The 23,270-nt window shown below is 69.3% G+C and carries 22 protein-coding genes and 1 pseudogene; 11 read left to right on the top strand and 12 right to left on the bottom strand.

Translation table 11 applies throughout. The annotated features are described in order from the left end of the window. Positions 1 to 6: 6 nt before the first annotated feature. Entirely contained in the window at positions 7 to 435 is a 429-nt protein-coding gene (locus BCM27_RS11650; protein ID WP_004018830.1) for a type II toxin-antitoxin system Rv0910 family toxin, read from the top strand. 12 nt (positions 436 to 447) lie between these two features. Here the strand turns inward: BCM27_RS11650 and BCM27_RS11645 are convergent. From BCM27_RS11645 to BCM27_RS11630, 4 genes and pseudogenes are all read right to left on the bottom strand, one after another. Next, a pseudogene (locus tag BCM27_RS11645) lies at positions 448 to 1,610 on the bottom strand (carboxylate-amine ligase). 30 nt (positions 1,611 to 1,640) lie between these two features. Further along, positions 1,641 to 3,599, bottom strand: a complete 1,959-nt coding sequence (gene dxs / locus BCM27_RS11640; protein ID WP_004018832.1) for a 1-deoxy-D-xylulose-5-phosphate synthase — start codon at positions 3,597 to 3,599, stop codon at positions 1,641 to 1,643. A 151-nt stretch (positions 3,600 to 3,750) separates the two neighbouring features. Continuing rightward, the gene (locus BCM27_RS11635; RefSeq protein WP_004018833.1) at positions 3,751 to 5,055 is read right to left on the bottom strand and encodes a class I SAM-dependent RNA methyltransferase; all 1,305 of its coding nucleotides are present in this window, start codon (positions 5,053 to 5,055) and stop codon (positions 3,751 to 3,753) included. Beyond that, positions 5,052 to 7,067 (bottom strand): APC family permease, encoded by a 2,016-nt coding sequence (locus tag BCM27_RS11630; protein ID WP_004018834.1) that lies wholly within the window; start codon positions 7,065 to 7,067, stop codon positions 5,052 to 5,054. Before BCM27_RS11630 ends, BCM27_RS11635 begins: the two co-directional genes overlap by 4 nt. Positions 7,068 to 7,145: 78 nt before the next feature. Here BCM27_RS11630 and BCM27_RS11625 point away from each other — a divergent pair, with 78 nt between their 5' ends. Further along, the gene (locus BCM27_RS11625) at positions 7,146 to 7,814 is read left to right on the top strand and encodes a potassium channel family protein (protein ID WP_004018835.1); all 669 of its coding nucleotides are present in this window, start codon (positions 7,146 to 7,148) and stop codon (positions 7,812 to 7,814) included. A gap of 22 nt (positions 7,815 to 7,836) precedes the next feature. Next, on the top strand, positions 7,837 to 8,499 hold the full coding sequence (locus BCM27_RS11620; protein WP_004018837.1) for a potassium channel family protein: 663 nt from the start codon (positions 7,837 to 7,839) through the stop codon (positions 8,497 to 8,499). On the opposite strand, the gene BCM27_RS11615 is transcribed toward BCM27_RS11620, so the two are convergent. Continuing rightward, complete coding sequence (locus BCM27_RS11615; RefSeq protein ID WP_004018838.1) at positions 8,480 to 9,172, bottom strand: DUF3159 domain-containing protein; 693 nt, start codon at positions 9,170 to 9,172, stop codon at positions 8,480 to 8,482. The two genes, BCM27_RS11620 and BCM27_RS11615, sit on opposite strands and share 20 nt — an antisense overlap. Then, on the bottom strand, positions 9,169 to 9,543 hold the full coding sequence (locus BCM27_RS11610) for an OB-fold nucleic acid binding domain-containing protein (RefSeq protein ID WP_004018839.1): 375 nt from the start codon (positions 9,541 to 9,543) through the stop codon (positions 9,169 to 9,171). Before BCM27_RS11610 ends, BCM27_RS11615 begins: the two co-directional genes overlap by 4 nt. A 214-nt stretch (positions 9,544 to 9,757) precedes the next feature. Between BCM27_RS11610 and BCM27_RS11605 the strand changes: the two genes are divergently transcribed. Then, positions 9,758 to 10,489 carry a hypothetical protein gene (locus BCM27_RS11605; RefSeq protein WP_004018841.1) on the top strand — a complete coding sequence of 244 codons (732 nt, stop codon included), beginning with the start codon at positions 9,758 to 9,760 and terminating at the stop codon, positions 10,487 to 10,489. A 7-nt stretch (positions 10,490 to 10,496) separates the two neighbouring features. Here the strand turns inward: BCM27_RS11605 and BCM27_RS11600 are convergent, their stop codons facing one another. Together BCM27_RS11600 and dut are read right to left on the bottom strand one after the other, a co-directional pair. After that, positions 10,497 to 11,438, bottom strand: a complete 942-nt coding sequence (locus BCM27_RS11600; protein WP_004018843.1) for a DUF3710 domain-containing protein — start codon at positions 11,436 to 11,438, stop codon at positions 10,497 to 10,499. Positions 11,439 to 11,522: 84 nt separating this feature from the next. After that, positions 11,523 to 12,008 (bottom strand): dUTP diphosphatase, encoded by a 486-nt coding sequence (dut, locus tag BCM27_RS11595; protein WP_004018844.1) that lies wholly within the window; start codon positions 12,006 to 12,008, stop codon positions 11,523 to 11,525. Positions 12,009 to 12,030: 22 nt separating this feature from the next. Here dut and BCM27_RS11590 point away from each other — a divergent pair, with 22 nt between their 5' ends. Continuing rightward, positions 12,031 to 12,603 (top strand): DUF3093 domain-containing protein, encoded by a 573-nt coding sequence (locus BCM27_RS11590; RefSeq protein WP_004018845.1) that lies wholly within the window; start codon positions 12,031 to 12,033, stop codon positions 12,601 to 12,603. Between the two features lie 81 nt (positions 12,604 to 12,684). On the opposite strand, the gene BCM27_RS11585 is transcribed toward BCM27_RS11590, so the two are convergent. Beyond that, a complete protein-coding gene (locus BCM27_RS11585) occupies positions 12,685 to 12,984 on the bottom strand; it encodes a DUF4193 domain-containing protein (RefSeq protein ID WP_004018846.1) in 300 nt (99 codons plus the stop codon). Between the two features lie 411 nt (positions 12,985 to 13,395). Here BCM27_RS11585 and cei point away from each other — a divergent pair, with 411 nt between their 5' ends. Beyond that, positions 13,396 to 14,088, top strand: a complete 693-nt coding sequence (gene cei / locus BCM27_RS11580) for an envelope integrity protein Cei (protein WP_004018847.1) — start codon at positions 13,396 to 13,398, stop codon at positions 14,086 to 14,088. Between the two features lies 1 nt (position 14,089). Here the strand turns inward: cei and BCM27_RS11575 are convergent, their stop codons facing one another. Then, positions 14,090 to 15,043, bottom strand: coding sequence for an inositol monophosphatase family protein (locus BCM27_RS11575; protein WP_004018848.1), 954 nt, complete (start codon positions 15,041 to 15,043; stop codon positions 14,090 to 14,092). 157 nt (positions 15,044 to 15,200) lie between these two features. Between BCM27_RS11575 and ppgK the strand changes: the two genes are divergently transcribed. From ppgK to BCM27_RS11555, 4 genes are all read left to right on the top strand, one after another. After that, positions 15,201 to 16,004: a polyphosphate--glucose phosphotransferase gene (ppgK, locus tag BCM27_RS11570; RefSeq protein WP_004018849.1), complete on the top strand. Its 804-nt coding sequence runs from the start codon at positions 15,201 to 15,203 to the stop codon at positions 16,002 to 16,004. Positions 16,005 to 16,060: 56 nt separating this feature from the next. Next, positions 16,061 to 17,623 (top strand): RNA polymerase sigma factor, encoded by a 1,563-nt coding sequence (locus BCM27_RS11565; RefSeq protein ID WP_004018850.1) that lies wholly within the window; start codon positions 16,061 to 16,063, stop codon positions 17,621 to 17,623. A 393-nt stretch (positions 17,624 to 18,016) separates the two neighbouring features. After that, the gene (locus BCM27_RS11560) at positions 18,017 to 19,066 is read left to right on the top strand and encodes a sulfite exporter TauE/SafE family protein (RefSeq protein WP_004018851.1); all 1,050 of its coding nucleotides are present in this window, start codon (positions 18,017 to 18,019) and stop codon (positions 19,064 to 19,066) included. A 258-nt stretch (positions 19,067 to 19,324) separates the two neighbouring features. Beyond that, positions 19,325 to 19,531, top strand: coding sequence for a DUF7455 domain-containing protein (locus BCM27_RS11555; protein ID WP_004018852.1), 207 nt, complete (start codon positions 19,325 to 19,327; stop codon positions 19,529 to 19,531). Positions 19,532 to 19,662: 131 nt separating this feature from the next. Here the strand turns inward: BCM27_RS11555 and BCM27_RS11550 are convergent, their stop codons facing one another. After that, positions 19,663 to 21,423: a DEAD/DEAH box helicase gene (locus tag BCM27_RS11550; protein WP_004018853.1), complete on the bottom strand. Its 1,761-nt coding sequence runs from the start codon at positions 21,421 to 21,423 to the stop codon at positions 19,663 to 19,665. 283 nt (positions 21,424 to 21,706) lie between these two features. Here BCM27_RS11550 and BCM27_RS11545 point away from each other — a divergent pair, with 283 nt between their 5' ends. Then, on the top strand, positions 21,707 to 22,912 hold the full coding sequence (locus tag BCM27_RS11545) for a YihY/virulence factor BrkB family protein (protein WP_004018854.1): 1,206 nt from the start codon (positions 21,707 to 21,709) through the stop codon (positions 22,910 to 22,912). 52 nt (positions 22,913 to 22,964) lie between these two features. Here the strand turns inward: BCM27_RS11545 and BCM27_RS11540 are convergent, their stop codons facing one another. Beyond that, positions 22,965 to 23,237 carry a DUF3039 domain-containing protein gene (locus BCM27_RS11540; protein WP_010840877.1) on the bottom strand — a complete coding sequence of 91 codons (273 nt, stop codon included), beginning with the start codon at positions 23,235 to 23,237 and terminating at the stop codon, positions 22,965 to 22,967. Positions 23,238 to 23,270 lie beyond the last annotated feature (33 nt).

Raw genomic sequence — 23,270 nt, 5'->3', positions numbered from 1 at the left:
AGTTCTGTGGCCACAGTCTCCGTCGGCATCGACTCCGACCTCGACCCCAGCGCGGCCTGGACTCTCGCGAGCAACCTCTCGCGCTTCGACGAATGGATGACCATCTTCGGCGGCTGGCGTTCGCCGGTGCCCGACACGATCGCCGAGGGAACCACCATCTCGTCGCTGATCAAGGTCAAGGGCTTCCGCAACGTCATCCACTGGACGGTCACCGATTACGACGAGCCGCGCCTGATCGCACTCTCCGGAACCGGACGCGGCGGCGTGAACATCGATCTGGCGATGAAGGTCGACGAGATCGTCGACGGCTCCCACTTCGACCTCTCGGCCGAGTTGTCCGGCGGGCTGCTCAACGGTCCGGTCGGCCGGCTCGTCGCCAAGGTACTGGAAGCCGATGTGCACAAGTCGATCTCGAACCTGGCGACGCTGCGCTGAACCTGGCTGTGGTCAGCCGGCCCGGCGCAGCGTGGCCGCCCGGACGACGGCGAGCGCCGACCCGGACTCCTCGAAGATCCGCCGCTGCCGGGTGGCCCCGTTACCGTCCCGTCGCATCGCACTCAGCGCCTGCTCGACGTGCTCACGTTCGCCGAGCCGGTCGAGCGCGGGTACGAGGGTCGTGAGCAGCTGATCGACGCGGGTCCGAATGGACATCAGAGCGCCGGTCGCCGGGTCCAGCGCGCGGTCGTCGATGCCGTCGTGAGCGGCGATCCAGTAGGCGGCGGACAGAAGCGCCGGATCGAGGACCGCGCCGGAACGTGACCGTCGTCCCCCGTGCCGTAGGTCGTCGAGAGCGCTCATCACCGCGGCCCGGACGACGGTGGCGAAGACCTGTGTTTCCTCCGCCCGCATCTGCACGTCGCCGACCCGTACCTCGACCGTGGGTAGGTGATCCGACGGTCGGGCATCCCAGTAGAGCATGTGCGGATCCAGGATCGCGCCGGTCGCGACGAGGAGTTCGACGGTGTCGGCGAAGTGCTCGGCCGAGCGCAGATGCGGCGGTGGCCCCGATGCCGGCCACCGCGACCACAGCACCGACCGCCAACTCGCGTGGCCCGAGTCCGCGTCGCGATAGATCGCCGAGTTGGCCGCCAGCGCCAGCAGCAGGGGTAGCCACGGCCGCAGCCAGTTGCACACCGCGACCGCCGTCTCGGTGTCGGGCACGCCCACGTGGACGTGGCAACCGTTGATGCCCTGCTCGTGGGCGAGCATTCCGTAACGGTCGGCGATCGCGCGGTACCGGCCGGTGTCGGTCACCGGGAACGAGTCGGGCACGCGCGGCGGCACCCCGCACGCGACCACGTCGACACCCACCTCCTCGGCGGCCGCGGCCAGGATGTCACGTAGCCGACGGAGGTGATCGCCGGTCTCCGGACCCGAGCCGGCCGCGGGCGTCGCGATCTCGATCTGCGAGGAGGTGAGCTCCAACTCGAGGTCGAGACCGCGCGCCGATGCCGCCGCAGCCACCTCACGATTGCGCCCGACCGGCCGTCCGGTTCCCGGTCGACCAGGACGAACTCCTCCTCGACCCCGAGGGTAGGTGCCGGCGGGTCATCGTTCACCAGGTGAAAATGCCCAGCCGCGGTACCGGCCAAACCGGACCTGTCCGGCATGGAACCGCCGCGTTCAGTCCGCTGTGGGTGTCAGTCCTCTGCGCGGCTCTCCGCCGCGTCGGGCGCGTTCTGGATCGCGCGGTCGAGGCCCGGCCCGGCCTGCATGCCCGACACCGTGGCGGTGATCGACCGGGCGAGGTCCTGTGCGGTCAACCCGAGATCGGCGAGGATCTCACCCCGGGAGGAGTGCGGGACGAATTCCTGCGGGATGCCCTTGATCTGCACCGGCACCAGCACCTCGGCCGTCGACAGCGCGGTCGCGACGGCGGAACCGACACCGCCGCTGGTGCATCCGTCCTCGAGGGTGACGACCAGCCGATGGCGGCGCGCCACCTCGACCACCGATGTCGGCACGGGCAGCACCCACCGCGGATCGACGACCGTCGCGTCGATGCCCTGACGCGCGAGGCGTTCGGCGGTGTCCACGGCCAGTCCGCAGAACGCACCGACCGCGACGATCAGCACGTCGCCGCCGGCCGGGCCGAGGTCACGGTCGGTCCGGTGCAGTACGTCGACCCCGTCGTCGAGCCGTTCGACGGCCCGGATGTCCTCGGGGACCGCGCCTTTGGAGAACCGCAGCGCGGTCGGACCGTCGGCGACACCGAGTGCCTCGTCGAACTCCTCGCGAAGCCGGACCGCGTCCCGCGGTGCGGCCACCCGCAGACCGGGCACCATCGCCATGAGCGAGAGGTCCCACATGCCGTGGTGGCTCGGACCGTCGGGGCCGGTGATCCCGGAACGGTCGAGGACGAGCGTCACCGGCTGCTTCAGCAGCGCGACGTCCATCAGCAGCTGGTCGAATGCCCGGTTGAGGAACGTCGAGTAGATGGCGACGACCGGATGCAGTCCGCCGAGGGCGAGCCCGGCCGCCGAGGTCATCGCATGCTGTTCGGCGATGCCGACGTCGAACATGCGATCCGGGTAGCGATCGCCGAACGGGGTGAGTCCGGTCGGTCCGGGCATGGCTGCGGTGATGGCGACGACGTCGGGGCGGTTGGCGCCGGCGTCGAGCAGCGCGGCGGAGAACACCGCGGTCCAGTCCTGCGGTGACACACTCGTGGGTCGCCCGGTGACCGGATCGATGATCCCGGTGGCGTGCATCAGGTCGGCGACGTGGTTCTCGGCGTGGGCGTACCCCATGCCCTTGCGGGTCACGGTGTGGACGATCACCGGTCCGCCGAAGTCGCGTGCCTGCCGCAGCGCCGATTCGACCGCGTCGATGTCGTGACCGTCCACGGGCCCGACGTACTTGAGACCGAGGTCGGTGAACATCGCCTGCGGGGCCAGCAGATCCTTGAGTCCGCTCTTCATCCCGTGCAGGACCGCATAGGCCGGTTCGCCGACGACGGGCACCTGCTTGACGACGCGCCGCCCCTCGTCGAGGAACTTCTCGTACCCCGGCTGCAGCCGGAGCCCGGACAGATGGCTGGCCAGACCGCCGATCGTCGGCGCATACGAGCGCCCGTTGTCGTTCACGACGATGACCACCGGGCGATTGCAGGCCGCGATGTTGTTGATCGCCTCCCAGCACATACCGCCCGTCAGAGCGCCGTCACCGACGACCGCGACCACAGTGCGGTGCGACTGACCGGTCAGCTCGAAGGACTTCGCCAGTCCGTCCGCGTACGACAGCGCCGCCGAGGCGTGCGAGGACTCCACCCAGTCGTGTTCGGACTCCGCGCGTTCCTGGTAGCCGGTGAGCCCGGCGCGCTGACGCAGCTGATCGAAGCCGTCCTTGCGTCCGGTGACGATCTTGTGGACGTAGCACTGGTGGCCGGTGTCGAACAGGATCGCGTCCGACGGCGAGTCGAAGACCCGGTGGATGCCGAGCGTCAGCTCGACGACACCGAGATTCGGACCGAGGTGCCCGCCGGTGGCCGCGACCTTCTCGATCAGGAACGTCCGGATCTCGGACGCGAGGGTTTCCATCTCCTCGTCCGACAGCGGCCGGAGATCGGCCGGTGAGCTGATCCGGTCGAGCACACCCATCGTTTCCTCCATCACCGGCGCGAGGCCGGGTCGGCTGTTGTGCCGACGACGTCCGGCACATGTCAGGTCAGTCTACGGAAGCATTCGTCGCGAGCCGGACCGGCGGATGGCCGGGACACCGCCGTCGCCGGACCGTCCGGGCCCGCGTTGCTCACCCGGGCGCGGACGGGAGGAGGCAGGCCACCGCTTCCACGTGGTGTGTCAGCGGGAACGCGTCGAAACCGCGGATCTCCGCGACGCGGAATCCGCGCTCGGCGAAGAGTCCGAGATCACGTGCGAACCGGGCTGCGTCACAGCCCACGTGGACGACGATGCCGGGCCGGGCGTCGGCGACCGCGGTGATCACCCGCTCGCCTGCACCCGTGCGGGGCGGGTCGAGCACGACGACGTCGGGCCGCCCGGTCAGGTCCGCGATCCGGGTCGCGACCTCGCCCCTGTGGGTGCGCACCCGATCGCCCTCGCCGGCGAAAGCACGGTCGGCGGCGTCGAGGGCGGCCGGATCGGAATCGACGATGTGAACGGAGTCCAGGCCACCCGGACCGTCGAGCAACGCGCCCGCGAACACTCCCGCGCCGCCGTAGAGATCCCACGCCACGCGCGGCGGCGTCCCGAGACGCGCACCGACGAGTTCGGCGACGGTCTCGGAGTAGGTCCGGGGCGCTTCGCGGTGCGCCTGCCAGAATCCCGTGATCGGGATGTCCCAGGACCGCCCGCCGACACGGTGCACCGCGTTCGCGCCGCCTTCGAGGATCGCCTGGGCGCGGGGTCGCGACCGCCGGACACGGTTCTGCTGCGCGCGGCGCCGGCTGTCGGCGCGGCCCCGCCGCGGCTTCTCGACCGGTGCCAGCTCGGTGACGTGGCGTGCGCCGTCGGCGTCGAGCACGACCGCGAGCTCGGAGTGCGGGGTGAAGCGACCGTCGGCGAGTCCGTCGAGCATCCCCGCGGCGGGCTGCACGCAGGGCTCGGTCACGATCGTCCGGCCGCGGAACGCCGACTGGCCCGGGTGCCCCTGCCCGTCCACGGCGAGGCGGGTACGGATCCGCCAGCCGAGGTCGGCGTCCCCGAGCCGCCGGACACCGACGGTCGCCAGCTCGGTGCTCGCGACGACGTTCCGCGGGAGATGGCCCACCCGGTCCAGGACATCGAGCAGCACAGCCTGTTTCAGGTCCCGGGCATGATCGGGCGCCACGTGGCCGAGATCGCAGCAGCCGGCTCCGGCCGACGCCGCCGGACACGGTGAGGGCACCCGATGGGGTGAGGCGTCGAGCACGTCCACCGCATCGGCCCGCCAGTACGAGTCGTGCCGGTCGTCGGTGATCTCGGCGACCACCCGTTCGCCGGGGATCGCCCCGCGCACGAACACGACCCGGCCGTCCGCGCGGCCCACCGCCTCACCGCCGTTGGCCGGTCGGTCGACGGTGACCTCGACCCGGCGGGGCGATCCCGACCCGGTCACGGTCGCCGTTCGGGTTCGCCCAGTGCGCGGCGGGTCTCCCCCGGCGCCCAGTACGCACGGTCTTCCTTGCGCCGGTCCGACGAGGTGAGCTGCCACGGCACCGAGGTCACCATGACGCCGGGTTCGAACAGCAGGCGTCCCTTGAGGCGCAGCGCCGACTGATTGTGCAGGATCTGCTCCCACCAGTGTCCAACGACGTACTCCGGGATGAACACGGTGACCACGTCACGCGGCGACTCGCGGCGCACCCGGCGCACGTATTCGACGACCGGACGGGTGATCTCGCGATACGGCGACGCGATGACCTTCAGCGGGACCGTGATGTCGCTGGCCTCCCATTCCGAGACGAGTTTGCGGGTGTCGCGGTCGTCGACGTTGACCGTGATCGCCTCGAGGACGTCCGGCCGGGTCGCCCGCGCGTACCGCAGGGCACGCTTGGACGCCATGTGCAGGCTGGACACGAGCACGATCGAGTGGGTGCGGCTCGGCAGGACGGCCTCGTCGTCCTCCTCGGCGCGGTCGAGTTCCCGCTGCACCGATGCGTAATGGTGATGGATGAGCTTCATGATCACGAACAGCACGACCATAGCGATGACCGCGATGTAGGCCCCTTCGGTGAACTTGGTCAGGAGCACCACGACGAGGACGGTGGCCGTCATCACCAAGCCCACGGTGTTGACCACCCGGGACTGCATCATGCGGCGGCGCGCGCTCGGATCGGTCTCGGTGCGCAGCAGGCGCGTCCAGTGCCGCACCATGCCGGTCTGGCTCAGGGTGAACGACACGAACACACCCACGATGTAGAGCTGGATCAGCGCGGTCACCTGCGCGCCGAAGGCGACCACGAAGATGATCGCGGCGATCGCCAGGAACAGGATGCCGTTGCTGAACGCCAGCCGGTCGCCGCGGGTGTGCAGCTGCCGTGGGAGGTAACGGTCCTGCGCGAGCACCGAACCCAGCACCGGGAACCCGTTGAAGGCCGTGTTGGCGGCCAGCAGCAAGATCAGGGCGGTGACGGTGGCGACGAAGAAGAACGCGGGCGGGAACGAGTCGAACACCGCGTGCGCGAGTTGCGCGATCATCGCCTTCTGCTGATAGCCCTCGGGCGCGCCGATGAGATCCTGCTCGGGATTCATCACGTACTTCGCGCCGATCTTCTCGGCCAGCAGGACGATGCCCAGCAGCAGCGTGATCGAGAAGGCACCCAACAGCAGCAGCGTCGTCGCGGCGTTGCGCGACTTGGGTTTCCGGAACGCCGGCACGCCGTTGCTGATGGCCTCCACCCCGGTCAGCGCCGCACAGCCGGACGAGAACGACCGGGCGACGAGGAAGACGAGTGCCAGCCCGGTGAGGTTGTCCTGCTCGGGCACGATCCCGAAGTCCGCGGTCTCGGAATGGATGTCCTGCCCGAGCACGAAGATCTCGGTGAAGCCCCAGATGAGCATGCCCAGGACACCGATGATGAACCCGTAGGTGGGGATCGCCAGAAAGGCGCCGGACTCCTTGATGCCGCGGAGGTTCACCGCGGCGAGCAGCATGATCGCGCCCACGCAGAACCACACCTTGTGCTCACCGACGAACGGGATCGCCGAGCCGATGTTCTCCGCGGCGGAGGTGACCGAGACCGCCACCGTGAGCACGTAGTCCACGAGGAGGGCGCTGCCGACGGTGAGGCCCGCGTTGGGTCCCAGGTTGACCGTCGCCACCTCGTAGTCGCCGCCACCCGACGGATAGGCGTGCACGTTCTGCCGGTAGCTCGCGACGACGACGATCATGACGATCGCAACGGCGATCGCCACCCACGGCGTGAACGCGAGCGCGCTGATCCCCGCGACGGACAGGACCAGGAAGATCTCCTGCGGCGCGTACGCCACCGAGCTCATCGCGTCGGACGCGAAGACCGGCAGGGCGATCCGCTTGGGCAGAAGGGTATGACCGAGGGTGTCGCTGCGGAACGGCCTGCCGAGCAGCAGGCGTTTCGTCGCGACGGACACCTTGGAGACGGTGGACACCAGGCAACCCTAGAGCGTCGGCGCCGAGCCGGGTAGGTTCGACTCGCGGCAGACGAGCCGCATGTGGAGAGGAATGCCGTGCAGGTGGTCATCATGGGTTGTGGGCGGGTCGGATCCTCGCTCGCAATGGCGATGCAGAAGCGCGGACACGACGTCGCGATCATCGACCGCGATCCGAGCGCGTTCGTGCGATTGAGCCCCGATTTCGCGGGCCGCACGATCACCGGGGTCGGGTTCGACCGCGAGATCCTGGTCAAGGCGGGCATCGAGCACGCCGACGCCTTCGCCGCGGTGTCGTCCGGGGACAACTCGAACATCATCTCGGCGCGGGTGGCCCGCGAGACCTTCGACGTCGAGCGCGTCGTGGCCCGCATCTACGACGCCAAGCGAGCCGAGGTGTACGAGCGTCTCGGGATCCCGACGGTGGCGACCGTGCCGTGGACGACCGAACGGTTCGTCTCGGCACTCGGCGAGACGACGACGATGGAGTGGCGCGACCCGTCCGGTTCGCTGGCCATCGCGCAGATCGACGTCGACGAGTCCTGGATCGGGATCTCGGTCGCCCGATTCCAGGAACAGACCGGGGCGCGGGTCGTGTTCCTCAGCCGCGTCGGACGCCCGGTCCTGCCCGACGCGAAAACCGTTGTCCAACAGGATGATGTGATCTACGGGGCAGTCATGCTCGACAATCTCAAGAACGCCCGCGGCCTCGCCGCGAAGCCGTTCACCCAGAACGAGTCCGGATGATCCGGGCCGAAGGAGTCCTGAAGTGAAGGTTGCCATCGCCGGAGCCGGCGCGGTCGGGCGCTCCATCGCACGCGAGTTGCTCGTGAACGCCCACGAGGTCACACTTTTCGAGCGCGACGCCGGTCACATCGACACCGACGCCGTCGCCGGCGCGGACTGGGTGCTCGCCGACGCGTGCGAACTCGCCAATCTCGAGAACGCGCAGCTGCAGACCTACGACGTGATGATCGCCGCGACCGGCGACGACAAGGCCAACCTCGTCGTCAGTCTCCTCGCGAAGACGGAGTTCGCGGTCAACCGGGTGGTCGCCCGCGTCAACGATCCCCGCAACGAGTGGCTCTTCGGCGAGGACTGGGGCGTCGACGTCGCCGTGTCGACGCCGCGACTGCTGGCCTCCCTCGTCGAGGAGGCGGTGTCGGTCGGCGATCTGGTCCGGTTGATGACCTTCCGCCAGGGACAGGCCAATCTGGTCGAATTGACCCTGCCGTCGAACACGCCGCTCGCGGGTAAACCCGTACGCAAGCTGGAACTCCCCCGGGACGCGGCACTCGTCGCGATCCTGCGCGGCGGACGGGTGATCGTCCCGCAGCGCGACGACCCCATCGAGGGCGGCGACGAACTGATCTTCATCGCGCCGACCGAGGCCGAACCCGCCCTCTACGAGGCTATGCAGATCGTGCGGTGATCCCGGCGTCCGCCGAGGCTTCCGCGCGGGCCGCTTCGGCGCGCTGCGCGCGGCGGACGAGCAGGATCGTCGCGAGCACCACGAGAGCGGTCAGGGGCCACCCCATCGCGATGCGGGTGAAGGCCAGCCACCCGGTCGCGCCGTCGTCGTACAGTTCCGATTGGGTGAGGTAGCGCGCCGCGAAGAGCAGCGCCCACAGCGCCGTGGCGATGTCGTAGGCACGCAGGATGGAGCGTTGTCTGCGCCAGCTCGACCCCTCGCCGTTGACCAGGTGCCACGCCACACCGATGAGGGGCCGGCGCACCAGGATCGAGATGACGAAGACGATCGCGTAGACGAGGGTGCTCCAGATACCGAAGAGGAAGTAGCCCTTCGCATCCCCCACCCGGTCGGCGATGAAGACGCATATCCCTACACCCAGCAGGCCCGAGATCGCGGGTGTGAGCGGTTCGCGGCGTATGAGTCGTACGACGAAGAGCAGCGCTGCCACACCGAGTGCGGCGTAGATGGCCGTGCGGAGGTCGAAGAAGGAGTTGACGGGGACGAACACCACCACGGGCACCGTCGAGTAGACGAGGCCCGAGACGCCACCGATCTGTTCGAGGACCGTCGGCGTCGTCCGCTCGGGAGCCGACGGTTCAGATGCCGACTGGTCGGGCGCCGGGCCGGTCACTCGTCGACGCCGTGCAGCTCGTAATAAGGGTTGTAGATCACCTTGTGTCCGTCCTGCTCGGCGAGGCGGCCGCGGACGGTGACCTTGCGGCCGGGTTCGATCCCGGTGATGCGGTTGCGACCCAGCCACTTGAGCATCACGATGTCGGAACCGTCGAAGAATTCGGCCTTCACACCCGCCTTGGCCGACCGCGAACACGTCTCGACGGCGCGGAGCTCACCGTGCATGGTGACCTCGTCACCGCGGCAGCATTCGGATGCGCGCTGGGCACCCGTCGCCTTGGATTCCTCGGCGATCTTCTCTGCGTCGGCGTCACCGAGATCTTCGGTCAGCCGACGGGTAAGTCGTTTGAGATAGCCGGCAGTGGGCATCTCGACCCTCCCAATGGATTTCGGCCGGTACCGCGGGCTGTGCAGAGCGGTGACCGTGGGTCGCCGAACGAGTGATCGGTGACCTGTCCGCCAGCGTAGACCCCGGCCCGTGCCAGTGACAACGTAGACGACCACGGGGGCATTCCGCGGTGCCGGGCCGCCGCGAACTCGGGTCTGCGCGGGGCCCCGGGACACACTAGGGGATGATGCCCTGATGCCCGGCACCGACCGTCTGCACCGCCCGCCGCCGACCGCTCTGGTCGTGATCCCGGGAACGGGTTCCGACGCCGACCACGCCTCCCGCTCCTTCGGCGTCGCCGCCGCCGACCTCGGCATCGAGCTCATCGCCCTGGAACCGACGGCGTCGCTGATCGACGGCCACCGACTGGGGCTGGAGCGTGCCGCTCGAGCCCATCGGTCGATTCTGGTGGGCGGCGTCTCGATCGGGGCCGCGATCGCGCTCGACTGGGCCATCGGTGATGCCGGACGACGGTGCTCCGGAGTGCTCGCCGCGCTGCCGGCATGGAGTGGCGAGGCCCACACCGCCCCCGCGGCCGCGAGTGCCGTCGCCACCGCCGAGGCGCTCGAGCGTGACGGACTCGAGGCCACCATTGCCGCGATGACGAGCAGCAGCCCCGGCTGGTTGGCCGCGGAACTGACCCGGTCGTGGCGGCGCCTGCACCCGGGACTCGCCGCCGCCCTGCGCGAGGCGGCCGGCTACCGGGCTCCGGTGCCCGCCGAGATCGGCGGCCTCACGGTGCCCCTCGCCATCGTCGCGGCCCCCGACGATCCCGTGCACCCGATCGCCGTCGCCCGTGAATGGCACGCCGCCGCACCGCGATCGGCTCTCGCAGAGGTCGCCCTCGACGACTGGGGCCGAAACCCGGGGCTCCTCGGAGCCGGCACGCGGGACGGCATCCTCGGTCTGATGGACCCGCAGGCGTGAGCGGACGTCAGCGCCGTCGCAGGAAGCGCTGCATCGCCGATCCCGACGACGGCGGCTCCTGGTCATCGGCGTCCGCCGGCACATCGGGCGCCTCGGCCGCGGGTGATTCGTCCTGGGGAACCTCGACAGCGGCATCCGCGTCATCGCGAAAGGTGTTCTCGCCGTACACGGTGGCGTGCGCGACCTGATCGAGCGCGCCGCCGGCGACGGGACCCGACTCGTCGGTCGCGTCCGCGTCGGCCCCGGCGACCGGAGCCTGGGCCGTCGGGTTCTGGGCGCTCGGGTTCTGGGCGCTCGGGTTCTGGGCGCTCGGGTTCTGGGCCGTCGGGTTCTGGGGATTCTGTCCGGCCGCGGGGTCGGCGAATATCTGTTGCTGGGCGGCCGCGACCTGCTCGGCGAGCACCGGGGGCAGCACGATCGGCAGCGGGTCCCGCGGGGGGAAGGGTTCGGAACCGCGCCGGACGACGGTTTCGGCGAGCACCGCACGGCTCAGCCGTGCGAGGTCCTCGGAGTTCTCGGTGGGCCCGCTGCCCACACACCGGACGAGCCAGCGCGGCCCGTCGACCCCGATGAACCGATGGGTGACACCGTCCACCTCGGCGACCACCTCACGCCCCCAGTGCCCGTCCTCGACACTCGTGGTGGCGCCGTCGTCGCGGAGCGAACCGGCCAGTTCCCGGACCACCTCGCGCCACATCCCGGGGGATTTCGGTGCCGCGAACGCCGTCACCGAGATGCGGCCGATGGGAGTCACCAGGTACACGTTCTGCGGTTGGTGGGCCTCGGACATCTCGACGGTGACCTGGCCACCCTCGACCACCGGCACCAGCACCGAGCCGAGGTCGAGATGGGAGTTCTCGAGCTCCTGCGGTCGGGTGGTCAGCGCGTCGAGGTCGTAGGGACCACGCGCCTGACCGACCCGCAGTTCCTCTGATCCGTCCTGTGCCATCGCGTCACTCCTGGTTCGTCACCGCCGGCGACGACGATCTGCCGGCCACACGGAAAACAGTAATCCACCACCACCGGGCAGCGGTCAGGCGAGAATCGCCGAACCGCCGCTCGATCCGTAACCGCCGTCGCCCCGGGCGGTCTCATCGAGTTCGTCGACCTCGACGAAGTCGGGCAGCTCGACCCGCTGCACGATCAGCTGGGCGATCCGGTCGCCGCGCGCGATCGAGATCGTCTGCTCCGGGTCGTGGTTGATCAGACACACCTTGATCTCTCCGCGATAGCCGGCGTCGATGGTGCCCGGGGTGTTCACGACCGACAGGCCGGCCCGGGCGGCGAGGCCCGACCTCGGATGGATCAGCCCGACGGTGCCCACCGGCAGGGCCACCGCGATCCCGGTTCCGACGAGCTGCCGGCGCCCGGCGGGCAGTTCGAGATCGATCGTCGAATAGAGGTCGACCCCCGCATCACCCGGGTGCGCCCTGGTCGGCAGGGGTAGGTCGGGGTCGAGGCGACGGACCGCGATCGACGCCGGGGCGGAGGGCTGCGCAGGGGGGAGATCTGGGGTCACGGACGCAGACTACGCTGGTCACGTGACCGCAGATCATTCGCCCGAGCGCCCCGGGGGCACGTCGGACGCCTCCCCCGCACCCACCGGGCGGACCGCCGGCGTGACCGACTCGACGACCGATCGGTTCGACGAGCGCCTGTACGTCCCCTGGTGGTGGTGGCTCGCCGCCGTGGTCCTCACCGGCGTGGTGGGCTACGAGATCCAGCTGTCGGCGCGTGGGAGCGCCTGGAGCATCATCGGCTACGTCGCCACCGGCGTGCTGTGCGTGGTGATGCTGTGGTCGATGGGCCGCACCCGCATCCGGGTGACCCCGGATCGGGAACTGCACGCCCATCGCGCCGTCCTGCCGCGCGGCGTCGTGGCCCGCGGGGCGACGGTTCCGGCGTCGGCCAAGAGCGCGGCACTCGGCCGCCAGCTCGATCCGGCCGCCTACCTCGTGCACCGGTCCTGGGTGAAGACGATGGTCCTCATCGTCCTCGACGATCCCGACGACCCGACCCCGTACTGGCTCGTGTCCACCCGGCGCCCGGCCGAACTCCTCGCCGCCCTGGGCATCGAGGACGCCGCGGCCGACCGTCCCGCCCCCACCGCCTGACCCCGGACACGACGAAGGGGCCGCGCCGGTGTTCGGCGACGGCCCCTTTCGTCAGCTGTCAGTCGCTGGCGGCGGACCTGCTCACGCGCAGTCGACGCAGATGAGCGAGCTTCCGTTCTCCTCGGCCAGCCGACTGCGGTGATAGACGAGAAAGCAGCTGGTACAGGTGAACTCGTCGGCCTGCTTGGGGATGACACGCACCGACAGCTCTTCGCCGGAGAGATCGGCGCCGGGGAGTTCGAAGGATTCCGCGGTGTCACTCTCGTCGACATCCACCGCCGAGGACTGGGCCTCGCTGCGCCGGGCCTTCAGCTCTTCGAGCGAGTCCTCGTTGAGGTCCTCGGTCTCCGTCCGCCGTGGCGCGTCATAATCTGTAGCCATTCTGTGCCTAACTTGTCGAGAGTGTGAGGGGCGCTCACGGTGACGGCGCTGACGTCGCCACCCGGTGTTCTTGCGCACGACTCCGCCGGGATTGTCTTACCGATGGGGTCACTGCAACGTCGTCTCGGGCGAGATTCGTACCAGAAGAACAAACGTATTGCGTGATGTCGATCACGGTTAGATATCAGGCGCACCCCGGGTCTGGAAGCGCGGGCGCCCGAAGCTTAGTCGACGCCCCATCCAAGGTCAATACACTGCACCCAACTCGTCGGTAAGTTTCACCTCGTCCGTCGGCAGACGACCCGATTCGCGCGGCCGACACCGCTCCCGGCGAGGCACGCGGTCCGCCGCGGGGCCACCCTCTAGAGTGATCCGAGATCACGCAACGCCCAGTTGAGGAGCCAGTTCACGGTGGTGTCGAAGATTACGTCCGGCTATCCGACAGACGAGCAGGGCCGCCCCTACCGCCGGCGCCGCTACGCGCCCGCGATCATCACGGTCGTCGTCCTGATGGTCGTCGGTGTGGTGGTGTGGGCGATCGCGCTCGGTGGCGGCGACACCGAATCCGTACCGACGGCCTGCAATCAGCCGACGCCCCCGACGTCGGTGGAGGCCGGCGCACCCGCACCGGCCGCACCGCCGACGCTGACCGTCGTCGGGCGCGACGAGATGCTCGGGGTCGCACCGGCTCCGCTGTCGACCTTCGGTGTGCGGGTCCTCAACGCCTCCGACGAACGCGGCGCTGCCCGGACGGTGTCCGACGACCTCACCGCCCAGGGCTTCACGCCCGTGCCGGACAACCCATACGCCGATGATCCGGTGTACCCCAACCGGGATCTCGACTGCGTCGCGCAGATCCGGTTCGGCCCGGCGGGTCGCGCCGCCGCGGCGGCCACGTGGCTCGCGTTCCCGTGCGCCCAGCTCGTCGACGACGGCCGGCGCGGGACGGCCGTCGATGTCGCCCTGGGTGTCCACCACTCGGGCGGCGAGATGTCGCAGGACGCGCAGGCCGCCCTGGAGGCACTGCGCTCGGCGGACCCGAAGAACCCGGCGAGCGGCGTCGACCCGGTACTCGTCGAGGCCGTGCACTCCACGCCCTGCTGACTCAGGTCAGCGGGCGACGCGCATCGAATTCGTCCAGCAGCGCGAGGAATTCGTCGGCCACACCCGGCGCGACGGCGACGGTGATGTGTCCCTCGTCGGCCCGGGAGTCCGGCGGCGGCGTATGGACGACGGCGCCGGCTTCGGCGGCGATGAGGCCTCCCGCCGCCCAGTCCCACGGGCTCAGCCCGTGCTCGTAGTGCGCGTCGACGGCACCGGCGGCGACCATGCACAGGTCGAGGGCCGCGGCGCCGATGCGACGCACGTCCCGCACGCGCGGCAGCAGTTCGGCGACGATGCGGCCCTGCTGTCGGCGTCGTGCTGCGTCGTACCCGAAACCCGTTGCCACCAGGGCCAGTTCGGCACGACTGACAGGGTTGCAGCGCAACGGGCGCCGGACCCCGGTCGAGTCCGCGGCCCAGGCTCCACCGCCGAGGGTCGCGCCGTAGGTCACGTCGCGGGCGACGTCGACGACCACCCCGGCCACCGACCGCCCGTCGACCTGCGCCGCGACCGACACCGCGTAGGCCGGGACGCCGTACATGAAATTGACGGTGCCGTCGATCGGGTCGACGACCCATCGGACGCCGGAGGGCACCGCGCGACTGCCGCCGTCCTCCTCCCCCAGCACCTCGTCGTCGGGGCGCGCCTGACGGAGCAGCGAGCGGATCAGTCGCTCGGTCTCGGTGTCGGCAAGGGTGACCGGATCGGTTTCCGTCGACTTCGTCGACACAGCCTGCACCGTCGACGTCGTCGACACGGGCTGCACCGTCGACGTCGTCGACACAGCCTGCACCGTCGCGTCAACGGTGCCCGGTTCCGGCGGCTCGCCGTGTCCCGGTGTCGCACCGAACAATTCGGGCCGGCGGCGACGCACGTGCGCGGCGGCCTCCCGGGCCACGGCGTCGGCGACCGCGGCGAGCTCGTCCACCGGAATTGTCTGATCCACGCCTTCCATGTCAGCACATGGCCCGACCGCACCGCCGATCGCGGTGACCGATCTCTCGCCTCGAACGGGCGAAACGTGTCGACAAGTGTTGCGATGTCGCGCGTTCGGCAGGTCGCGTGGATAGCCTGGATGTCGATTGCCGCCGACCCGGACAGGGAGCCCCGCCATGACCGACACGTCCGTCCCCGAATCGTCCGACCCCGACGGTTCGACGCCCTCGACCAACCTCGGTTTCGGCGTCGACGTCGGTGGGTCCGGGATCAAGGGCGGGATCGTGGACCTCGATTCCGGTGAGCTCGTCGGCGAGCGGTTCAAGGTGCTGACCCCACAGCCGGCGACACCCGACGCCGTCGCCGACGGGGTGGCCGAGGTCGTTGCGCATTTCGACTGGACGGGCCCGGTGGGCATCACCCTGCCCGGCGTCGTGACCGACGGGATCATGCGCACGGCCGCCAACATCGACAAGGCCTGGATCGGCACGGACGTCTACGAGCTGTTCAGCAAACACCTCGACGGCAGGCAGGTGTCGGTGCTCAATGACGCCGACGCCGCGGGCATGGCCGAGGACGCGTACGGCGCCGGCAAGGACGTCGCAGGGGTCGTGATGCTGTTGACGTTCGGGACCGGGATCGGATCGGCGATCCTGATCGACGGCACCCTCGTGCCCAACACCGAGCTCGGACACCTCCAGGTCGGCAAGAAGGAAGCCGAGCATCAGGCCTCCTCCCGCGTCCGGGAGGAGAAGGGCTGGTCCTACGAGAAGTGGACCGAGAAGGTCTCCGAGGTGCTCGAGACCTACGAAGCACTCTTCTGGCCGAAGCTCTTCATCGCCGGCGGGGGCATCAGCCGCAAGTCCGACAAGTGGATTCCGCTGCTGACCAACAAGACCCCGGTGGTACCGGCGGTACTGCTCAACACAGCAGGCATCGTCGGCGCCGCCATGGCGGTCTCGCGGGGCCTCAAAACCTAGCGCCGCGCGTCCATTGACCAGGTCTTTGACACACCGGACCGGACGATGTCGTTACAATGGTCGTCACCGGTCATTCCAACCGCGAAACCAAGACCTCGTCCACGGCGGCTCGTGCTGCCGTGTCGCGTCTGGTGACAGACGACAGTAGACACCACAGAAGACAGTTCGAAAGGTTGTACGTGGCAGCCATCACGACCCATCAGGGTGATGTAGAGGCCGAGGAGTCGACCGAGTCGACCCCCGCCGCGACCGACGCCCCGGCCAAACGGACCGCCAAGAAGGCTGCGAAGAAGACCGCCGCCCGGAAGGCTCCCGCCAAGAAGGCAGCAGCGAAGAAGGCCACCAAGAAGGCGGCCCCGAAGAAAGCTGCCAAGAAGGCCGCGTCGGCCGAGGGCGCCGGCGACGATCCGAACGCCGAGCCCGACGACCCGGACTCGATCGACGACATCGACGGTCCCGACGCCGAGTTGGAAGACGTCGAGATCGACGACCTCGAGGTCGACGACGACGATGACGATTCCGACGAGTCGGACGACGACGAGGAGGCCACCGACGCCAAGGCCCCGGCCGCCGCCGCCTCCGCCACCGCGAAGGCGGGCGCCAAAGACGAGTCCGCCGCTGCGAAGTCGGGCGACTTCGTGTGGGACGAGGAGGAATCGGAGGCCCTGCGCCAGGCGCGCAAGGACGCCGAACTCACCGCCTCCGCCGACAGCGTCCGCGCGTATCTGAAGCAGATCGGCAAGGTCGCCCTCCTCAATGCGGAGGAGGAGGTCGAGCTCGCCAAGCGGATCGAGGCCGGTCTCTTCGCCACCGAACGTCTCCGCCGCATCATGGATGCCGGCGAGAAGCTCAGCACCGCCCAGAAACGCGATCTCAACTGGATCTCGCGCGACGGCAACCGCGCCAAGAACCACCTGCTCGAGGCGAACCTCCGCCTGGTCGTCTCCCTGGCCAAGCGCTACACCGGCCGCGGCATGGCGTTCCTGGATCTGATCCAGGAGGGCAACCTCGGTCTGATCCGCGCGGTCGAGAAGTTCGACTACACCAAGGGTTACAAGTTCTCGACCTACGCCACCTGGTGGATTCGCCAGGCGATCACCCGTGCCATGGCCGACCAGGCCCGCACCATCCGTATCCCGGTGCACATGGTCGAGGTCATCAACAAGCTCGGTCGAATCCAGCGCGAACTGCTCCAGGACCTCGGCCGCGAGCCGACGCCTGAGGAGCTCGCCAAGGAGATGGACATCACCCCGGAGAAGGTGCTGGAGATCCAGCAGTACGCCCGGGAACCCATCTCCCTGGACCAGACCATCGGCGACGAGGGCGACAGCCAGCTCGGTGACTTCATCGAGGACTCCGAAGCCGTGGTCGCGGTGGACGCGGTCAGCTTCACGCTGCTGCAGGATCAGCTGCAGTCGGTCCTGGAGACCCTGTCCGAGCGCGAGGCCGGCGTCGTCCGCCTGCGGTTCGGTCTCACCGACGGTCAGCCCCGCACGCTCGACGAGATCGGCCAGGTGTACGGCGTGACCCGCGAGCGCATCCGGCAGATCGAGTCCAAGACGATGTCCAAGCTGCGCCACCCGTCGCGGTCGCAGGTCCTGCGCGACTACCTGGACTAGGTCGCCCCTTCGTTCGACGCCGTCGCCCCCGTGCCTCACCGGTACGGGGGCGACGGCGTTTTCGTGCCCGCACAGACACGCAAAGGCAGATTTGTCAAGGTTTGCGCGCGCTCCGATTTCGACACAGGCGGAGAGTCGGAGTTTCGGCGAGGCACTACATAGGATGGCGCGGTGACTTACGCAGTGACCGGGAGCAGACGCGGCGCCATGTTGGTGCGCCGCGCCACCGTTGACCTGCTGCGCACAGCCTCGATGCTGTGTCTGTGAGACGACCCAACCCGCCCCGGGGCCCACGTGCGTCCCCACCTTCTGCGTTTCTCTTCTCGCGGCCGCATCGTGCCCGCTCCAGCCTCGTCACGCCCCTGACGGTGTGACTTCCCGGAAAGACCCACTATGAGAACGATTGTCCTGATCGGCCTCGTCGGCTTCGCTGCACAGCTCGTCGACGGCAGTCTCGGCATGGCTTATGGCGTCACCACCACGACCCTCCTCCTCGCCATCGGCACCAACCCGGCCGCCGCGTCGGCAACGGTGCACCTGGCCGAGATCGGCACCACGCTGGTGTCCGGCGTCTCGCACTGGAAGTTCGGCAACGTCGACTGGCGCGTCGTGCGCCGGATCGCGATTCCGGGTGCCATCGGCGCATTCCTCGGCGCGACGATCCTGTCGAATCTCTCCACCGAGACCGCGGCCCCCGTCATGGCCGTGATCCTCCTGCTGCTGGGTCTCTACATCCTGGTGCGCTTCACCTTCCAGGGCATTCCCCGGCACAACCTCGGCAAGCCGCTGCGCAAGCGCTTCCTCAGCCCGCTCGGATTCGTCGCCGGATTCGTCGACGCCACCGGTGGCGGCGGCTGGGGGCCGGTCGGCACCCCGGCCATCCTGGCCAGCGGCCGCCTCGAACCCCGCAAGGTGATCGGTTCGATCGACACCAGCGAGTTCATCATCGCCGTCGCCGCCAGCCTCGGATTCCTGTTCAGCCTCGGTTCGCAGGGCATCAACTTCGCGTGGGTGGGCGCCATCCTCGTCGGCGGCGTGATCGCCGCACCGATCGCCGCCTGGCTCGTGCGCCACATCCCGCCGCGCCTTCTGGGCGCCTCGGTCGGCGGCCTGATCGTCCTCACCAACACCCGCAGCCTGCTGAAGAGCGACTTCATCGATGCCCCCGGCTCGGTGCGCAACGTCTTCTACGTCGTGATCGCCATCGCCTGGGCAGCGGCGTTCGCCTACTCGCTTCGCGAGTACCTGCGCGACCGTGAGAACGAGTCCTCGGACGCGGTCACCCACTTCCGCGAGGAGCAGGAAGAGGCGCTCGTGGGCGCCGAGGGCACGGAGCGTTCGGGCACCGAGGCGGCATCGACGTCCGACATCCCGGCCGCCGACACCGCACCCGAACCCGACGCGGGCGCAAGCGGGACGCACTCCCCCACCCGGACGAGCTGACCGTCCGACCCGACCCGCGCAGAACACGTAGAGTGGTGCGACCCGGCCCCCATGGCCGGGTCGCATTGCGTTCGGGCGATCGTTGTCCAGTTGTTGCGCGAGGTAAACGGTGAGTGACGACACACCGAGCGCACCCCCGGAACAATACGAACGCCTCGAGCGTCTGACAGAGTGAGGTTGACGCATCGCCCGGATGTGTCGGCTCGAAGGGAAGGCGACCGGACACCGGCGCCGGACCGGGACGGAGGAACGACAACCATGACTGACATCGCCACCACAGCCCCGATCTACCTGCCGCTCACTGCCGCCGATCGCTGCGATCGCTGCGGCGCCGCAGCCAAGGTACGGGCCGTCCTGCCCAAGGGCGGCGAGCTTCTCTTCTGCCGCCATCACTTCAACGAGCACGAAGCCCGTCTCGTCGAGCTGAGCGCCACCGTCGTCGAGTCCGCCGGCGAGTTGGTCTGACGATCCCGACGATCTGACACGGGCGTTCCTACGCGCACAGAGCCCGGCCGGAATCATCCGGCCGGGCTCTGTCGTGTCGTGCGTCTGTCCGTCGTGTCGGTCATGTCCGGGCCTTCGCCCCACCCGACCGATCAGCGCCACTCGCGCAGCGCGGCGATCCGTTCCTTGAGTTGCTCGGCACTGGCCATCGCGGTCGGCGGCCCACCGAGACGGGTCCGCAATTCGTTGTGCACCATGCCGTGCGGTTTACCCGTGCGATGGTGATGCATGGCGACGAGAGTGTTCAGCTCCTTGCGCAGCGCGTGCAGGTTCTCACCGGTCGTCCCGGGGGGTCGGCCGGGCGTCGGTTGCTCGGCATTCGCCGGAGACTCCGCGGTCGACGCAGCCGTCCGCGCGGTGACCTGGTCCTCCTGCCGCTTGCGCAGGAGGGCACGCACCTGATCGGCGTCGAGCAGCCCCGGAAGGCCGAGGTAGTCCGACTCCTCATCGCTGCCCGCGAACGTCGCCGTGCCGAACGACGTGCCGTCGAAGATGACCTGATCGAGCTCGGCGTCGGCGTGCAGGGACTGGAACTTCGGCTCGTCCTCCCCCGGCTCGTCCTCCTGCTTGTTGGCGTCGATCAGCAATTGGTCGTCGAGGCCGTCGCTCTCGCGGTGCGGCTTGCCGAGCACATGATCGCGCTCGACCTCCATCTGGCTGGCCAGGTCGAGCAACACCGGCACCGACGGCAGGAAGACGCTCGCGGTCTCACCCGGCCGACGCGATCGCACGAAGCGGCCGATGGCCTGCGCGAAGAACAGCGGGGTCGACGAACTGGTGGCGTACACGCCCACGGCCAGGCGCGGCACGTCGACACCCTCGGACACCATGCGGACCGCGACCATCCACTCGTCGGTGGACGCGGCGAACTGGCCGATCCGCGACGACGACTTCGGGTCGTCGGAGAGCACGACCGTCGGCTCTCTACCGGTGATGGCGGTGAGGAGTTCGGCGTAGTCGCGGGCCGCGGTCTGATCGGTGGCGATCACCAAGCCGCCCGCGTCCGGTGTGCCGGTCGCGCGCAACTGTCCGAGGCGGGTGTGGGCGGCGGTGAGCACCGCCGGGATCCAGTCGCCGTGAGCGTCGAGGGCAGTGCGCCAGGCGCGCGTGGTGTGTTCCGCCGAGAGCGGCTCGCCCAGGCGCGCGGTGTACTCCTCGCCCGCGCTGTCCCGCCAACTGGCCTCACCGGAGTAGGCGAGGAACACGACCGGGCGGACGACGCCGTCCTTCAGGGCGTCGGCGTAGCCGTAGGTGTGGTCGGCCTTGGAACGCTGATGCCCGCCGGCCTCCGGTTCGTAGGTGACGAACGGGATCGGCGAGTCGTCCGAGCGGAACGGCGTACCGGTCAGCAGCAGCCGGCGCTCGGCGTCGTCGAAGGCCTCGCGGATCGCCTCACCCCAGGACTTGGCATCGCCACCATGATGGATCTCGTCGAGGATGACCAGCGTGCGGTAGTTCTCGGTGCGCACCCGATGCCGAGCCGGGTGGGCGGCCACCTGCGCGTAGGTGACCACGACGCCGTGGAAGTCCGAACTGGTCTGTCCGGCGGCGTTGGTGAACCGGGAGTCGAGCGCGATCCCGACGCGCGCCGCGGCCTCGGCCCACTGGTGTTTGAGATGCTCCGTGGGCGCGACCACGGTGATCTTGTCGACGGTGCGGTCGTCGAGCAGCTCGCGGGCGATGCGCAGACCGAAGGTCGTCTTGCCTGCGCCGGGGGTCGCCACGGCGAGAAAGTCCTTCGGCTTCTGCGTCAGGTACTTGGTCAGCGCACGACGCTGCCAGGCGCGGAGCTGCTGTGTGGGGGCGCTCGTGGACCCGGACGGACCACTGGCGGAGGGTTCGGCTGACGTCACCTTCAGTGCTGCTCCTCCACGCGTGCGGGTGTACTGCCGGACATGAAATGACCCCTCGCGTGCGGCACCCGCGCCCAAGGGGACCCGCCAATCGTACCGCCGACCGGCGACAGCTCCCGCATCCCGACACCGGGCCGAGGGGCCCACGGAAGTCGCCCCTCGTGGGCGATCCGAACGACTCGCCTGGTGACCCGAGTACCCAACCGCCCCTCCGATCAGGGATATTGAACACATCACAACGCGTAAGAGGAATCCGGTCCCGCTGGCCGACGAGACGTCGTCGGTGGCTGCGCCGAGCCTGCCCGCGGGGCCGCCACCCGCGCCCGTGTCGGCCGCGATCACCGCCCCGATCGGCGACACCGCGACCGAACCCCTGCGCTCCGCCGCGTTGCGAGCCGCGCCCGCGTCCGGCGACGTCGAGGTGCCCGCCGACGCCGGCCGTTCGTCGAAGCCGGGCAACGACGACCCGGTCCGAGACGAGGCACCGACCGGGCCCGGCCTGCCGGTGCTGCCGAACATCCATCGCGTGATCTGGCGGACCATCGTCAAGTCCTGGGACGACGGGATCATCGGCTGGGCCGCGCAGGCCGCGTTCTGGCAGGCGCTGTCCCTGCCGCCGCTGCTGCTCGGGTTGCTCGGTTCGGTCGGTTACGTCGCGGGCTGGTTCGGTCCCGACACCGTCGACGTCGTGTACGCCCGCATCATCGACTTCGCCGACCGCACGTTCACCCCGACCGTCGTCGACGACCTGATCACCCCCACCGTCGACAGCGTGCTCGGTCGCGGACGGATCGGGTTGATGTCGGTCGGCTTCGTCCTGTCACTGTGGGCGGGATCGTCGGCCGTATCGTGCTTCATCGCCTCGATCGCCCACGCCCACGATCAGCACGAGGTCCGTAATCCGGTGTGGCAGCGGTTCTTCGCGCTGTTCCTCTACGTCGGATTCCTGAGCGTGGCGGTGTTCCTGCTGCCCCTCGTCGCCCTCGGACCGAACTACCTCCGGGCGATCGTGCCGGAATCGTGGGGATCGTTCGTCACCACCCTCATCGACTACGGCTACTTCCCGTTCGTCGCGGTCCTCCTCCTGTTCGTGCTCACGACGCTTTACCACCTCGCGCTGCCCAATCCCCTGCCGTGGCATCGGCTCATCGGCGGCGCCGTCGTGGCCGGCGTGTTCTTCTGGGTGGCGAGCTATCTGCTGCGCATCTACCTCACCAAGATCACCGAGGCCGGGGTCTCCTATGGAGCGCTGGCCACCCCGATCGCGTTCCTGCTCTTCACGTTCTCGCTGGGATTCGGCATCGTGATCGGCGCGGAGTTCAACGCCGCGGTGCAACAGTTCTGGCCGGCGAAGGCCTCGACCACGACCCAGGTGCGCCACTGGGTGAATTCGCAGACATCGGACTTCACCGGACAGCTCCGGACCCTGCCCGACCGGCTGTCCTCCGGTCCGATCCGCAGGCAGCCGCGCGAACGCGGGCGCGGCTGACGGCGCCGGGCCCGCCGCCGCCCGGCAGCGGGCGGGCCCGATCAGGCAGCCGCTACTTGCGCATCTTGCTGTAGATCTTCTTGCACTTCGGGCACACCGGAGACCCGGGCTTGGCCGACCGCGTCACCGGGAAGGTCTCGCCGCAGAGGGCGACGACGTGGTTCCCCATGACCGCGCTCTCGGCGATCTTGTTCTTCTTCACGTAGTGGAAGAACTTGGGGCGGTCGTCGTCATCCCGATCGGTCGCGTCGGCGTCGGGACGCTCGTCGGTCTTGGTGTCGGACCATTCGTCGAGGTCCGGGCGTTCGATGGTTTCGGTTCCCATGCGTCCATTGTGCGTCAACAGGCGGCGGCGGGC

This window comes from Gordonia terrae (assembly GCF_001698225.1).
GTDB lineage: Bacteria > Actinomycetota > Actinomycetes > Mycobacteriales > Mycobacteriaceae > Gordonia > Gordonia terrae.
Note: the sequence above shows the minus strand (reverse complement) of the source record. Positions and strands in the feature narration are given on the sequence as shown.

What these genes read in the sequence shown, in the direction of transcription:
- BCM27_RS11560 (WP_004018851.1), top strand. Translation starts at nt 18,017, where the DNA reads ATGAGAACGATTGTCCTGATCGGCCTCGTCGGCTTCGCTGCACAGCTC.
- dxs (WP_004018832.1), bottom strand. Translation starts at nt 3,599, where the DNA reads ATGGGTGTGCTCGACCGGATCAGCTCACCGGCCGATCTCCGGCCGCTG.
- ppgK (WP_004018849.1), top strand. Translation starts at nt 15,201, where the DNA reads ATGACCGACACGTCCGTCCCCGAATCGTCCGACCCCGACGGTTCGACG.
- BCM27_RS11600 (WP_004018843.1), bottom strand. Translation starts at nt 11,438, where the DNA reads ATGGCACAGGACGGATCAGAGGAACTGCGGGTCGGTCAGGCGCGTGGT.
- BCM27_RS11585 (WP_004018846.1), bottom strand. Translation starts at nt 12,984, where the DNA reads ATGGCTACAGATTATGACGCGCCACGGCGGACGGAGACCGAGGACCTC.
- BCM27_RS11575 (WP_004018848.1), bottom strand. Translation starts at nt 15,043, where the DNA reads ATGGAAGGCGTGGATCAGACAATTCCGGTGGACGAGCTCGCCGCGGTC.
- BCM27_RS11605 (WP_004018841.1), top strand. Translation starts at nt 9,758, where the DNA reads ATGCCCGGCACCGACCGTCTGCACCGCCCGCCGCCGACCGCTCTGGTC.
- BCM27_RS11555 (WP_004018852.1), top strand. Translation starts at nt 19,325, where the DNA reads ATGACTGACATCGCCACCACAGCCCCGATCTACCTGCCGCTCACTGCC.
- BCM27_RS11565 (WP_004018850.1), top strand. Translation starts at nt 16,061, where the DNA reads ATGGTCGTCACCGGTCATTCCAACCGCGAAACCAAGACCTCGTCCACG.
- BCM27_RS11540 (WP_010840877.1), bottom strand. Translation starts at nt 23,237, where the DNA reads ATGGGAACCGAAACCATCGAACGCCCGGACCTCGACGAATGGTCCGAC.
- BCM27_RS11610 (WP_004018839.1), bottom strand. Translation starts at nt 9,543, where the DNA reads ATGCCCACTGCCGGCTATCTCAAACGACTTACCCGTCGGCTGACCGAA.